Genomic DNA, 14,156 nt, shown 5'->3' on the forward strand with positions numbered 1-14,156 from the left:
GGCTGTGTTTTTGTTCATGTCCCGGATGGAAATCATCATCTTTGTTCATAATACAAAGAGACATTCGGAAAGGGTGAAAGATAAAATGGATCATCGTATGGAAAACACCGAAGAACAGCAGCCCGAAAAATCAGATGCGAAAGACAGCATTATGAGCAAAATTCAGCAGCTGGGAGAGACATCTCTGCCGCAAATGTCCCAAGATACCAATATTCACTGCCTGACGATCATCGGCCAAATTGAGGGGCACGTCCAGCTCCCGCCGCAAAATAAAACAACCAAATATGAACACGTCATTCCGCAAATCGTCGCCATTGAGCAAAATCCGAAAATCGAAGGACTTCTGATCATCTTAAACACCGTCGGAGGCGATGTGGAAGCGGGGCTTGCGATTGCGGAAATGCTCGCATCCTTATCAAAACCGACCGTCTCAATCGTACTCGGCGGGGGACACTCGATAGGTGTGCCGATCGCCGTGTCATGTGATCATAGTTTTATCGCGGAAACAGCGACTATGACCATTCACCCCGTTCGGCTTACAGGTCTGGTTATCGGGGTTCCGCAAACATTTGAATACTTGGACAAAATGCAGGAGCGGGTCGTCAACTTTGTGACCCATCATTCAAATATTTCCGAAGAAAAATTCAAAGAGCTGATGTTTTCAAAAGGAAACTTAACCAGGGACATCGGGACGAACGTAGTCGGGAAAGATGCGGCTGATTACGGATTAATTGATGCCGTGGGCGGCGTCGGACAGGCGATAAAAAAGCTGAACCAGCTGATTGAGGAACGAAAGGGCGAGGAAGGAAGGATGATTCAATGATCCTTTATACCGTCATGCCCCAAGAAGTCGTTTACGGTCAGGATATAGAGCAAAGCGTGCATGAACAGGTAGATTACGCCGGCGTGCCGCTGCTAGTTGAGATGAAGGGAAATGAAGCTGAAGTCGTACAGATTTTAAGTACGAACCCGATGGATTTCTTGAATCCGGACATCGCTCCGGGACAAAAAATCAAGCTGAAAATCTAACCGGCATTCAGTCCGTTTCTCGGGGGCAAAATATGCTATAATAGGGGAATCCTACAGAAAAATGCAGCCGGCAAAAGGCTGCTTTTCTTCATGATGTATGATTTTACATTTTTTAACGCAGTAAGGTGATGAGTGTGGCAAAGAAAAAACGGAAATCTAAAAAGAAACAAGAGAGTAAGCTCAATCTAAAATACGAACTAAGCGGACTGCTCTGTGTTGCAATCTCAATTATTGCTGTTTTGCAGCTCGGCGTTGTGGGACAGACATTTGTGTACTTGTTCCGTTTTTTTGCCGGAGAGTGGTTTATTTTATGCTTAATTGCGCTCTTCCTTCTCGGAATTTCGCTGTTTTGGAAAAAGAAGAGTCCAAGCCTTTTAACGAGAAGAAAGGCAGGATTGTACTGTATTATCGCCAGTATATTGCTGCTGTCTCACGTGCAGCTCTTTAAAAATCTGTCTCATCACGGGTCGATTCGGTCGGCAAGTGTCATCGGCAACACGTGGGAGCTGTTTATGATTGACATGAAACAGCAGGCTGCTTCCCCTGATTTGGGCGGCGGCATGATCGGCGCGGTACTGTTTGCAGCTTCCCACTTTTTATTTGCATCAACGGGTTCACAGATCATGGCGATCGTGCTGATCTTAATGGGGCTGATTCTTGTAACGGGCCGTTCACTGCAGGAAACGCTCAAAAAGTGGACGAGCCCCGTCGGCCGGTTTATCCGCGGTCAATGGCAGGCATTTCTTGAGGATATGAAGACGGTCAGAACGAATATGTCTTCGCCGAAAACAAAAACAAAATCGGGCAAAAAACAAAAACAGGTTCAAAAGAAAAAAGAAGAGCCTGAACCGGAGGAAGAGGATGAGGAAATCATTTCGCCGATCATCCATTCAGAGCCGATTATTTCAAGCTTTTCAGACCGTCAGGAAGAGCCCTCCAAACCGCTGATTCCGGAAAAAACGCAGGAGGCTGCACAAGCGGCAAAAGATGAGCCTTCCGGCGGCGCTCAAGACAGTGGCGAAACGGCTGCGGCTCCGCCGATGACGTTTACAGAGCTTGAAAATAAAGATTATCAAATGCCTTCATTGGACATACTGGCTGACCCGAAACATACCGGCCAGCAGACCGATAAGAAAAACATTTACGAGAATGCAAGAAAACTCGAACGGACTTTTCAAAGCTTCGGCGTAAAGGCGAAAGTGACGCAGGTTCATCTCGGTCCGGCGGTCACAAAATATGAGGTGTATCCGGACGTCGGGGTCAAAGTCAGTAAAATCGTGAATCTGAGCGATGACCTCGCGCTCGCGCTTGCCGCGAAGGATATCCGGATCGAAGCGCCGATTCCGGGTAAATCGGCAATCGGCATCGAGGTGCCCAATGCTGAAGTTGCGATGGTTTCGTTAAAAGAAGTGCTTGAATCCAAGCTCAATGACAAGCCGGACGCGAAGCTTCTGATCGGCTTGGGACGAAATATTTCCGGGGAAGCCGTGCTTGCCGAACTGAACAAAATGCCCCATCTGCTCGTAGCGGGGGCAACGGGAAGCGGAAAAAGCGTCTGTGTCAACGGTATTATTACGAGCATTCTGATGAGGGCCAAACCGCATGAAGTGAAGATGATGATGATTGACCCGAAAATGGTTGAGCTGAATGTGTATAACGGCATTCCTCATCTGCTTGCGCCGGTCGTGACAGATCCGAAAAAGGCCTCGCAGGCTTTGAAAAAGGTCGTCAATGAGATGGAGCGCCGCTATGAGCTGTTCTCCCATACGGGTACGAGAAATATAGAAGGCTATAACGATCATATTAAGCGGTCAAATGCCGAAGAAGAAGTCAAGCAGCCTGAGCTGCCGTACATCGTCGTCATCGTTGACGAGCTTGCCGATCTGATGATGGTCGCTTCTTCCGACGTGGAAGATTCAATTACGAGACTTTCACAGATGGCGCGGGCGGCGGGAATTCATTTGATTATCGCGACACAGCGGCCTTCAGTCGACGTTATTACCGGTGTTATTAAAGCCAACATCCCGTCAAGAATCGCCTTCAGTGTCTCATCTCAGACCGATTCACGGACAATTTTAGACATGGGCGGCGCTGAAAAGCTTCTGGGGCGCGGAGACATGCTGTTTCTGCCTGTAGGCGCAAATAAGCCGGTGCGTGTGCAAGGGGCATTCTTATCCGATGAAGAGGTTGAGCATGTCGTTGATCATGTCATTACGCAGCAAAAAGCGCAGTACCAAGAAGAGATGATTCCGGAAGAAGTTTCGGAAACACACAGTGAAGTAACGGATGATCTCTATGACGAAGCGGTCGATTTGATTATCGGCATGCAGACGGCATCAGTCTCCATGCTCCAAAGGCGGTTCAGAATCGGATATACGAGAGCTGCCCGTCTGATTGACGCAATGGAGGAACGGGGCGTCGTCGGGCCGTATGAAGGAAGCAAACCGAGGGAAGTACTATTATCTAAGGAACAATATGATGAGCTCTCTTCTTAAAAAGGAGAGAGTTTTCACTGAAAATGATATCACCAAAATCATTCCTATTTATTTTTTTATTAAAACATGATATAGTTGTCCCAATTGTTCAATAATTTATGAAAGTGGTTTACGGAGGGGAAACATGTCTACAAAAGCTGACAATCGTCACTTGTATCTAAAAGTGATTGAGCGAATCAAAGAGGATATACAAAACGGAATTTACACCGAAAAGGAAAAGCTTCCTTCTGAATTTGAGCTTTCAAAATCAATGGGTGTCAGCCGGGCAACTCTGCGTGAAGCTTTGCGTATCCTTGAAGAGGAGCATGTGATTATCAGAAGGCACGGTGTGGGCACTTTCGTCCATACAAAACCGCTGTTTCTTTCAGGTATTGAACAGCTCAACAGCGTGACGAAAACGATTCAGCAGGCGAACATGGTGCCGGGTACGATTTTTTTGTCGTCTCAGGTCATCACGCCGTCTGATGAAGATATCGCTAGATTCCGGCTTGAGCCTGAGCAGGAGCTTTTTTATTTGGAACGCGTGAGAACGGCAAGCGGCACTCCGGTCGTTTACTGTTTAGATACGATTCCGATGCACATTCTGCCGAATTCTTTCTGTCATGAACAGGAGTCTATTTTTGATCTTTTGGAAAAAAACTCCGGGTCTGTGATCAGCTATGCCGTTGCTGATATCGAACCGATCGGATATCACGATACGATTTCACCGGTTTTGGAATGCGAGCCGGAGACGGCGCTTTTATTGCTGAAGCAAACCCACTATAATCAGAATGATGAACCTGTGCTGTATTCATTAAATTATTTCCGGGCTGATAAGTTCAGTTTTCATGTTGTAAGAAAACGTTTTTAAGACAGACGCGTCATGTGTCTGTTTTTTTATTTGCCGTTTCAGTACATACTTTGTTTTCTGCAAGGCACAATAAAACAGGAAACAACCAAGTATAGTGAATGGGTGAATAAGTTGAGTAAGAAGAAAAATGGAACGAAAAATATCATTGCTCTGGCTTCTGTACCGCTCGTGATGACACTCGGGAATTCCATGCTGATTCCTGTGCTTCCGATGATTGAAAAGAAGCTGTCCATATCGTCTTTTCAAGTATCGTTAATTATAACGGTCTATTCGATTGTGGCGATTATTTGTATTCCGATTGCCGGATATCTGTCCGATAAATTCGGAAGAAAAAAGGTTCTTCTGCCTTGTCTTCTCATAGCCGGTGCGGGCGGAGCGCTTGCCGCGATAGCTTCCACCGCGTTCAAGCATCCTTATCCCATTATCTTGGCGGGGCGGGTGCTGCAGGGAATCGGTTCGGCAGGGGCGGCTCCTGTAGTGATGCCGTTTATCGGTGATTTATTCAAAGGGGATGATGAGCGGATTACCGCGGGGCTCGGCGATATTGAGACGTCTAACACTGCCGGGAAAGTAATAAGCCCGATTCTCGGTTCGCTCTTGGCTGCATGGTTTTGGTTTATGCCATTTTGGTTCATTCCGTTTTTTTCGCTCATCAGTTTTTTTCTCGTATTGTTTTTGGTGGCAAAGCCGGAGGAACAAAAAGAAGCGCCTTCTATTTCCGAATTTGTGAAAAATGTCGGCCGCATATTTAAGCGTGACGGACGCTGGCTCTTTACGGTTTTTATCATCGGCTGCGTGATTATGTTTTTGCTGTTCGGGGTTCTTTTTTATTTATCAGACTCACTGGAGAAGAAATACGGCATTGACGGTGTGGCTAAAGGAGCGCTTTTGGCAATCCCGCTTTTATTTCTATCCGTCAGTTCATATATAGCAGGCAGGAAAATCGGAAAAGACCAAGGCAAAATGAAGTTTTGCATCGTTTTCGGAATGAGTGCCGTGACACTGTCGTTTATCGGCCTATGGTGGAATCACAGTTTTTATTTATTATTTATCTTTTTGTGTGTCAGCGGTATCGGTATCGGAATGGCATTGCCGGCTTTAGACGCTGTCATCACAGAAGGCGTAGACAACGAGGAATCGGGAACCATCACCTCATTTTATAACAGCATGCGGTTTATCGGAGTAGCGGCGGGACCGCCGATCTTTGCTGCCCTGATGTCAAATGCAGGCTGGCTGATTTTTATTTTATCCGCTTTTTGCGGCATTGTGTCTGTATTTTTAGCGCTGTTAAATATCTCATCACAAGCAAAAGAAAAAAAGGAATCATTAAAGACGGTGTAATCTGCACTGTCTTTTTTTTATTTTATTTTGAAGATTGACATGATACCGTCAAGTCGTTATCCTTTTTAATAGTTAAACATATTAACTATCGGAAGGAGGGGGAAAAGGTGCATGAAGAAAAAGTAAAGCAGCTGATTCAGCGTTATTCCGATGTATACCTGCACGTCTTAAAAAAAATTGACAGCATTATCGCTGAAAAAGTGAACAAAGAACTGACATTGGATCAATATTACATCCTCCGCTATATTATGCTCAATCCCGATTGCAAATCAATTGAACTGGCCGCGGTGTGCCACGTCAACAAAAGCGCCATTACATCTATGACGAACCGCCTGTATGAAAAAGGCTACATCAATAGAGAACGCAGCCAAAGCGACCGCCGGAGCATACTTTTAAATGTCACGGAAAAGGGGACGGAAGTATTTCACCGTGTGGAGCGGCGGATTGAGGAACTCGTCCGATCATATATTATGTATTTTGATGAAGACGAGGCGGAGATGTTCGTGAATACATATGAAAAATTATATCGATTGATGATGACTGAGGAGGATCAGCAGACATAATGAAAAACATTATCCGAGCCCGCTGGATCATCGCCGCGGTGTGGGTCGCCGCAACGGTGATATTTATGCTTACAGCGCCTGATATGGCTGAATTGACACGGGAGAAAGGGCAGATTTCCGTACCGGACGGATATTCCTCTTCTTACGCCCATGAATTGCTTGATGAAATGTCTGATTCAGATGCACCGTCTTCTTCTGCCGTCATCGTATTCCACGAAAAAGGCTTAATGACAGACAAAAAAGATCGTCTGGAAGAAGCCGTCAGCACTTTGTCTGAACATAAAAAAGCGCTTCAGATTAAAACGGTGACTTCATACTTCGGGGAGAAAAATGACGACATTAAAAAACAGCTGCTCTCAAAAGACAGACAAACGATGCTCGTTCAGCTGCAGCTTGATACATCCAAAAACGATATCATCGAAATAAAAAATAAAATAGATAAAGAGCTGAAACCGTACGGCGTATCATACGGCATTACAGGCCAATCGCTGATCGACGAAGATGTGTTAAAAAGCTCACAGGACGGCTTGAAAAAGACTGAATATATAACGGTCGCTTTTATCCTGATCGTGCTGATCCTTGTATTTCGGTCAGTGGTCGCTCCGTTCGTGCCGCTTTTATCAGTATTGATATCTTATTTAGTCAGCCAGTCGATTGTCGCATTTTTAGTCGATCAGCTGAATTTTCCGCTCTCAACTTTTACTCAGATTTTTATGGTTGCGATTATGTTCGGGATCGGCACAGACTACTGCATTCTGCTTCTCAGCAGATTTAAAGAAGAACTGTCGCATGGCGCTGATATAAGAGAAGCGATCGTCGTCACCTACAAAACGGCCGGAAAGACGGTTTTGTACAGCGGCGGTGCGGTGCTGATCGGATTTGCCTGCATCGGATTTGCGACATTTAAGCTGTATCAGTCGGCAGCAGCCGTTGCGGTCGGTGTCGCGGTGCTGCTGCTTGCGCTCATGACGATCGTGCCGTTTTTTATGGCTGTTTTAGGAAAAAGCCTGTTTTGGCCTGTTAAGGGCGATATTTCGCATCCTCAAAGCAAAGCATGGGAAACGTCAGGGCGGTTTTCATTTAAAAGGCCGCTCATCAGTCTTGCAATCGTTGCGGTATTCACCGTCCCGCCTATCCTTCTTTACAAAGGGTCGCTGTCTTACAACAGTCTTGACGAAATCGGGGATAAATATGAATCCGTCCGCGCGTTTCATACGATTTCAGACGCCTTCGGCCCGGGAGAACTTCTTCCGGCCACAGTCGTCATCAAAAATGATGAGACATTAAATACCGAAAAACACCTGATTGATATCGAAAAAATCAGCAGAGAACTTGAAAAAACAGAGGGTGTAAAAACGGTCAGAAGCGCCACGCGCCCTGCTGGAAACGGATTGAATCAATTATTTGTCACAAATCAGGCAAAGCAGCTTCAAGAAGGGCTTGATAAAGGCAATACAGGACTTGAAAAAATCACGGACGGATTAGGGCATGCCGCAAAGTCGTTAGCTGATTCACAGCCGCAGATCGAAGAGTCGGGGAATAGCGTCAATCAGCTTATTGACGGAACATTGTCTCTGAAATCCGGGCTTTCTGATATAGGAGAAAACCTGAATAAACTGCAGGCTGGCGTGAACGAGAATAAAGCCGGCGTCGCCCAGATGAGAAAGCAGATTGAAGAGCAAAAACAAATGCTGACTTCACAGCTCAAACAAAACAGCGGTCTCGCTTCAGAAACGCAAAACGCTTTAAAATCGGTAAAAACCGTCCTGCCGATGAAAGATGAAGCCAGCAGACAGCTTGCCGATTTGAACAAGCAGCTTGCCCGGCTGCCGTTTGCAAAATTGGAAGCGTCAATACCGTCAGTCAAAACCGATCCCTCTTACCAAGAAATCAAATCAGCCTTTACGGGTGTACAGTCAGCCGTTTCCAAGGCAAACGCGGATGCAGAAGCGTTTTCTAAACAGGTCGACAGTCAAAAGGCTCATCTGCAGCAAGCGGAAAAACAATTTGCCCGACTGGCAGCCGCTCAGAAGAAGATTGACACTCAAATTAACGCAATGATCAATGGTCTGACCAGTATTGAAAACGGTCTGCAGCAAGTGTCAGACGGACAGGGGGCTCTCGCGGGACAAATGCCGCGCCTTGAATCGGCGGCAGGACAGCTCGCGGAGGGCCAGAAAAAAATGAAGAGCGGCCTTGGTGATTTTTCTTCCCGGCTCAGCGATCTTTCTTCAGGCCTTAACGATAGTGTAAAAGGGCTTAAGAAAGTATCAAGCGGCATGATGGGGGCGAATGATTACCTGGGTGAGCTTCACAAGGCGTCAGACAAAGAAATGACAGGCTGGTTTGTGCCGAAAGACGCGTTGACAAACAGTGATTTCACAAGCGTGTTTAATACGTACATGTCAGATGACAGAAAAACGACAGAATTGACCGTCGTTCTTGATAACAATCCTTACTCAAATACGGCCATTCAAGATATTCAAGCGATCAAAGCGAGCGTAAAAAGAGCCATTCCGAACACGGATCTGAAGAATGCTTCCTTCGGCGTTTCGGGAGTCTCCAGCATGAATGCCGATCTGAAGGAAGTATCGGATTCAGACTTCAAACGGACGGCCATGTTTATGCTGGCGGGAATTTTTCTGATTCTCATCGTGATGCTGCGCTCCCTCATTATGCCTGTTTATTTAGTGGCGTCGCTCGTACTGACGTATTTCGCATCCATCGGCGTGACGGAATACATCTTTACACACTTCTTCGGGTACCCGGGCGTAAACTGGGCCGTGCCGTTCTTCGGCTTTGTCATTTTGATGGCTCTAGGCGTAGATTATTCCATCTTTTTAATGGACCGCTTTAATGAGCTGAAAAAAGAAGGAACGGAACCCGCAATGATCAGCAGTATGAAAAATATGGGTTCCGTCATCATTTCTGCGGCGATTATTTTAGCGGGAACCTTTGCGGCCATGCTGCCGTCAGGCGTTCTTTCCTTATTACAGATTGCAACCGTGGTATTAACAGGCCTTCTCATGTACGCAATTGTCGTCCTTCCGTTTTTTGTACCGGTCATGGTGAAAATATTCGGAAGCGCCAACTGGTGGCCTTTCAATTTGAAAAAATAACGTTCAATGCCTCTGCCTGTTTTCGGGCAGAGGTTTTTTGTTTCCTTATAAATCCTCCAGTTGATATAATTACATCTGCGCACTCTTTTTTGCGAATGCTGAAATTTGGTCATAATACATACTATGAAAGAATGAACGAAGGAGGTTTCACATGACTTACGTAAATGAAATGAAGTCAAAGCACGGCGGGATCACCGCCCACATCGTAAAGACCGAGAAATTTAAAACCGTTTCGCTGACGTTTAAAATGCTGGCTCCTTTAACGAAAGAGCTCGTAACAAAAAGGGCGCTGTTTCCGCATGTGCTTCTGCGCGGAACAGAAAGCCGCCCGAAAACCGCTGATCTGCGGTCTTATTTTGATGAACTGTACGGCACATCCGTTTCAGCTGATCTGACAAAAAAGGGAGAACGTCATGTCATTACGTTCAGGCTTGAGATTCCTAATGAAAAGTATCTGAAGGACCGCACACCGTTATTGGAAAAAGGCCTTCAGCTTTTATCAGAGCTTGTCTTTTCGCCCGCTTTGGAAAACGGCGCCTTCCTGCCCCTTTATGTCACGCAGGAAAAACGGACGCTGAAACAGCGGATTCAAGCCGTATATGATGATAAGATGAGGTATTCTAATCTGCGTCTCGTTCAGGAAATGTGCAAAAGCGAACCGTATGCCCTTCACGTCAACGGCGAGTTCGATGATGTTGAACACATTACACCGCAAGATTTGTATGAAGCCTATCAAAAAGCCATACGCGAAGATCAGCTGGACCTGTACGTCATCGGCGATGTTGATACAGATCAGGTGAAAACGGCCGTTGATACGTATTTTAAAACGGAAGAACGGGAGCTTCAGCCTTTTGAAAGAAGCGCGGCGAATGAGCAGCCCGATCCGAAGGAAGTCATTGATGAAGAGGACGTCAAGCAGGGCAAGCTGAATATCGGATTCCGGACCAATACGACATATACAGATCCGGATTATCCTGCATTGCAGGTGTTTAACGGGCTGTTCGGAGGTTTCTCTCATTCAAAGCTGTTTATAAATGTCCGTGAAAAAGCGAGCCTCGCCTATTATGCAGCCTCAAGGGTGGAAAGCTTCAAAGGGCTTTTGATGGTCATGTCGGGCATTGAGGTGAAAAATTACAAGCAGGCCGTCACCATCATTGAAGAACAGTTTCAGGCTATGCAAAACGGTGACTTTTCAGAAGATGATATCGCCCAAACGAAAGCCGTTATTAAAAATCAAGTATTAGAAACCATTGATACGGCATACGGCTTAGCGGAATTTCTGTATCAGCAGGCCTCAGCCCAAGTAGAGATACCGATCGAAAGATTCCTTGACAATATCGAGAAAGTGACAAAAGAGGACATTATCAATGTCGGAAAGAACATTAAGCTGGATACGACTTATTTCTTAAAAGGGACGGGGGGAGCATCTTGACTAAACCGATAAACTTCGAACAGCTTCAGGAAACGCTGTATCATGAAAAAATGGCAAACGGCCTTGATGTCTATGTGCTGCCGAAACAGGGCTTTAATAAAACATACGCCGTGTTTACGACAAAGTACGGTTCCATTGACAATCAATTCGTTCCTTTAAATAAGGAAGAAATGGTACACGTCCCTGACGGAATCGCGCATTTTCTGGAGCATAAACTGTTTGAAAAAGCGGACGGCGACGTGTTTCAGGACTTCAGTAAGCAGGGGGCGTCGGCAAATGCCTTTACATCATTTACACGAACCGCTTATCTTTTCTCCAGCACTTCTAATGTGGAGAAAAACCTGGAAACACTCGTAGATTTTGTTCAGGACCCGTATTTCACGGAAAAATCAGTTGAAAAAGAAAAAGGCATCATCGGCCAGGAAATCAATATGTATGATGATAATCCGGATTGGCGGCTGTTTTTCGGCCTTATCGAAAATATGTATAAAGACCACCCCGTGAAAATTGACATTGCCGGAACGGTGGAGAGCATCTCACATATTACGAAAGATCTGCTGTATGAGTGCTATGAAACGTTTTATCACCCGAGCAATATGCTGCTCTTTATCGTCGGTCCCGTAGATCCTGAAGCGGTCATCAGCCAGGTGCGGAAAAACCAGGAGAAAAAGCCGTTTACAGACCAGCCCGAAATCAAACGTGAAGAAGTTCAGGAGCAGGAAGCGGTTTTCCGCCGGGAGCAGGAATTAAAAATGAACGTGCAAGGCTCAAAATGTCTTGTCGGCTTAAAGGCGAAAGATCCTTATAAAACGGGGCAGGATCTGTTGAAGCACGAGCTCAGCATGAACCTCATGCTTGAATGTCTTTTCGGAAAAAGCTCACCGCATTACGGTGACTTGTACGACAAAGGCTACATTGATGAAACCTTCAGCTTTGATTACACGGCTGAATACGGATTCGGTTTTGCCTCTGTCGGAGGAGATACACCGGAGCCGGATAAGCTCGCTGACGAATTAAAACACATGCTGCTTGATGCAGAATCAGCCGTGACTGCGGAAAAACTTGATCTTGCAAGAAAAAAGAAGATCGGGTCATTCTTAAAAGCGCTCAATTCGCCTGAATATATCGCCAACCAATTCACACGCTACGCCTTTTTAGATATGAGTCTGTTTGATGTCGTAACCGTACTGGAGCAGATTACGCTGGAAGACGTAAAGCGGGTCATTAAAGAAGAAATATCAGAAGACAGGCTGACAGTCTGCAAAGTCGTGCCAAAATCATAACAAAAACATCCCTCACGCCCTGAGGGATATTTTTCTGGGGAAAGAAGGAGTATTGATTGATGAAACAGACAGCGCTCGTAACCGGAGCAAGCGGCGGAATCGGACAAAGTATAAGTGAAGTCCTCGCAAAAAACGGATATGACGTCCTCTTGCATTATCATTCTAATAAGGAAGCCGCACACAGGCTTGCGGAAAGGCTGAGCGCATCATTCGGCGTAAAAGCCTCCGTTATTCAGGCGGATCTGTCCTCACCGGATGGAGCGGAGACACTCAGCCGTTCCGTTAAGCAGCCTGTGGATGCTCTGATATTAAACAGCGGCAAAAGTCATTTCGGCCTGATTACGGACGTTACGGATGACACGGCGCGGGAGATGGTGCAGCTGCATGTAACGAGTCCGTTTCTTTTGGCGCGTAATCTGATGCCCGGCATGATCCGGAAAAAAAGCGGGGGCATCGTCGCGATCGGTTCCGTCTGGGGAGAAACAGGCGCATCGTGCGAGGTATTATACAGCATGGTCAAGGGAGCGCAGCATTCGTTCGTCAAAGCGCTTGCCAAAGAGCTTGCTCCGAGCGGCGTCCGCGTGAATGCAGTCTCGCCGGGTGCCGTTGATACAAATATGCTTGATCAGTTCACGTCTGATGAAAAAGAAGCGTTGGCAGAGGAAATTCCCGCGGGCCGGCTGGCAAAGCCGGAGGAAATCGCCGAAGCGGCGGCCTTTTTATTATCGGACAAGGCTTCCTATATTACGGGGCATATATTATCCGTAAACGGCGGCTGGCACTGCTGAAAAAAATGTGTGTATAGTTTGCATCTGTACGGACAAAATAATTTTGTAACAACAGATGAAATGGAGGAACCCAACATGTCAGTATTAGAAAACTGGGATAATTGGAAGAATTTCCTTGGCGACAGATTGAACTATGCGCAGGAAAAAGGGATGAGTGATGAAACGATCACTGACCTCGCTACAGAAATCGGCGGTTACCTTGCGAACGAAGTCGACTCGAAAAACCATCAGGAAAAAGTGCTTGCTGATCTTTGGAGCGTTGCTTCTGAAGATGAACAGCGCGCCATCGCAAATATGATGGTGAAGCTTGTTGAAAATAACAGCACTCATTAAGAGGGGGGATTTCTCCTCTCTTTTTTTATGTTTTCCTCTATAGAGCAACATTCTTCTTTCTAATTAGAGAAAAATGTTTTATGATAAAGGAAGGTAAAAATTTGCCACAATGGAGGGGGTATATCATTTGGCAAAGCTCGAATGGTATTTTGAATATGAAATTCAAGTGAACCGCCCCGGCCTGCTCGGGGATATTTCATCTCTTCTCGGGATGCTGTCAATTAATATTGTCACAATTAACGGTGTCGACCTTTCCAGAAGGGGAATGCTGCTCAGATGCCGGCATATAGATCAAATTAAACGATTGGAATCAATTTTAAAAACAATGGAGACCATTAAAGTAACGAAGCTGAGAGAACCGAGGCTTCGCGACCGTCTCGCAGTTCGCCACGGAAGATACATTCAGCGTGATGCCGATGACAAAAAAACCTTCCGTTTTGAAAGGGACGAGCTCGGTCTTCTGGTTGACTTTATGGCCGAGCTGTTTAAAAAAGAAGGGCACAAACTGATCGGAATCCGGGGAATGCCGAGGGTCGGAAAAACGGAGTCCATCGTTGCGTCAAGCGTTTGTGCCAGCAAAAGATGGCTTTTCGTATCATCAACGCTGCTAAAACAAACGATCCGGAGCCAGCTGGTTGCCGATGAATACAGCACGGAAAACGTGTTTATCCTCGACGGCATCGTTTCGACAAGACGGGGATCTGAGCGCCATCTTCAGCTCGTCAGTGAAATTATGCGGCTTCCGGCGACAAAGGTCGTGGAGCACCCCGATATTTTTGTTCAAAATTCGGAGTATACGCTCGATGATTTCGATTATATTATCGAACTCAGAAATGATCCTGACGAAGTTATTACATATGAACATGCAGAAGAACCGCAAATATTTGATCAGACCGGTTTTTCAAGCTTTGATTTTTAATATT

Annotated in this window: 12 protein-coding genes; all 12 read left to right on the forward strand. The window is 46.0% G+C overall.

Going from position 1 to position 14,156, the window contains the following annotated elements:
* Positions 1 to 85 precede the first annotated feature (85 nt).
* The 12 genes from V7728_RS09280 to V7728_RS09335 all read left to right on the forward strand — a co-directional run bounded on the left by V7728_RS09280 (position 86) and on the right by V7728_RS09335 (position 14,152).
* Entirely contained in the window at positions 86 to 823 is a 738-nt protein-coding gene (locus tag V7728_RS09280) for a ClpP family protease (RefSeq protein WP_003154162.1), read from the forward strand.
* Entirely contained in the window at positions 820 to 1,029 is a 210-nt protein-coding gene (locus tag V7728_RS09285; RefSeq protein WP_003154161.1) for a YlzJ-like family protein, read from the forward strand. Before V7728_RS09280 ends, V7728_RS09285 begins: the two co-directional genes overlap by 4 nt.
* 134 nt (positions 1,030 to 1,163) lie before the next feature.
* Positions 1,164 to 3,524, forward strand: coding sequence for an FtsK/SpoIIIE family DNA translocase (locus V7728_RS09290; RefSeq protein ID WP_309192285.1), 2,361 nt, complete (start codon positions 1,164 to 1,166; stop codon positions 3,522 to 3,524).
* Between the two features lie 124 nt (positions 3,525 to 3,648).
* Positions 3,649 to 4,374 carry a GntR family transcriptional regulator gene (locus V7728_RS09295; RefSeq protein ID WP_007409813.1) on the forward strand — a complete coding sequence of 242 codons (726 nt, stop codon included), beginning with the start codon at positions 3,649 to 3,651 and terminating at the stop codon, positions 4,372 to 4,374.
* A 111-nt stretch (positions 4,375 to 4,485) separates the two neighbouring features.
* Complete coding sequence (locus V7728_RS09300; protein ID WP_007409814.1) at positions 4,486 to 5,715, forward strand: MFS transporter; 1,230 nt, start codon at positions 4,486 to 4,488, stop codon at positions 5,713 to 5,715.
* Between the two features lie 107 nt (positions 5,716 to 5,822).
* Entirely contained in the window at positions 5,823 to 6,278 is a 456-nt protein-coding gene (locus V7728_RS09305) for a MarR family winged helix-turn-helix transcriptional regulator (RefSeq protein ID WP_003154157.1), read from the forward strand.
* Positions 6,278 to 9,397 (forward strand): MMPL family transporter, encoded by a 3,120-nt coding sequence (locus V7728_RS09310; RefSeq protein ID WP_099566745.1) that lies wholly within the window; start codon positions 6,278 to 6,280, stop codon positions 9,395 to 9,397. Before V7728_RS09305 ends, V7728_RS09310 begins: the two co-directional genes overlap by 1 nt.
* Positions 9,398 to 9,548: 151 nt before the next feature.
* The gene (gene yfmF / locus V7728_RS09315) at positions 9,549 to 10,829 is read left to right on the forward strand and encodes an EF-P 5-aminopentanol modification-associated protein YfmF (protein ID WP_012117578.1); all 1,281 of its coding nucleotides are present in this window, start codon (positions 9,549 to 9,551) and stop codon (positions 10,827 to 10,829) included.
* Positions 10,826 to 12,112: an EF-P 5-aminopentanol modification-associated protein YfmH gene (gene yfmH, locus V7728_RS09320; RefSeq protein WP_043021101.1), complete on the forward strand. Its 1,287-nt coding sequence runs from the start codon at positions 10,826 to 10,828 to the stop codon at positions 12,110 to 12,112. The genes yfmF and yfmH overlap by 4 nt, the downstream gene beginning before the upstream one ends.
* 59 nt (positions 12,113 to 12,171) lie before the next feature.
* On the forward strand, positions 12,172 to 12,900 hold the full coding sequence (gene ymfI, locus V7728_RS09325; protein ID WP_015239877.1) for an elongation factor P 5-aminopentanone reductase: 729 nt from the start codon (positions 12,172 to 12,174) through the stop codon (positions 12,898 to 12,900).
* Positions 12,901 to 12,975: 75 nt separating this feature from the next.
* Positions 12,976 to 13,233, forward strand: a complete 258-nt coding sequence (locus V7728_RS09330; RefSeq protein ID WP_003154150.1) for a DUF3243 domain-containing protein — start codon at positions 12,976 to 12,978, stop codon at positions 13,231 to 13,233.
* A 127-nt stretch (positions 13,234 to 13,360) separates the two neighbouring features.
* Complete coding sequence (locus V7728_RS09335; protein WP_007409819.1) at positions 13,361 to 14,152, forward strand: DUF3388 domain-containing protein; 792 nt, start codon at positions 13,361 to 13,363, stop codon at positions 14,150 to 14,152.
* The last annotated feature ends 4 nt before the right edge of the window (positions 14,153 to 14,156 follow it).

Origin of the sequence: Bacillus sp. JHAA, from assembly GCF_036961585.1 — a bacterium.
Classification (GTDB): domain Bacteria; phylum Bacillota; class Bacilli; order Bacillales; family Bacillaceae; genus Bacillus; species Bacillus velezensis.

Coding starts and splice junctions, on each gene's coding strand:
- V7728_RS09280 (WP_003154162.1), top strand. CDS start 86: ATGGATCATCGTATGGAAAACACCGAAGAACAGCAGCCCGAAAAATCA.
- V7728_RS09285 (WP_003154161.1), top strand. CDS start 820: ATGATCCTTTATACCGTCATGCCCCAAGAAGTCGTTTACGGTCAGGAT.
- V7728_RS09295 (WP_007409813.1), top strand. CDS start 3,649: ATGTCTACAAAAGCTGACAATCGTCACTTGTATCTAAAAGTGATTGAG.
- V7728_RS09310 (WP_099566745.1), top strand. CDS start 6,278: ATGAAAAACATTATCCGAGCCCGCTGGATCATCGCCGCGGTGTGGGTC.
- yfmF (WP_012117578.1), top strand. CDS start 9,549: ATGACTTACGTAAATGAAATGAAGTCAAAGCACGGCGGGATCACCGCC.
- ymfI (WP_015239877.1), top strand. CDS start 12,172: ATGAAACAGACAGCGCTCGTAACCGGAGCAAGCGGCGGAATCGGACAA.
- V7728_RS09330 (WP_003154150.1), top strand. CDS start 12,976: ATGTCAGTATTAGAAAACTGGGATAATTGGAAGAATTTCCTTGGCGAC.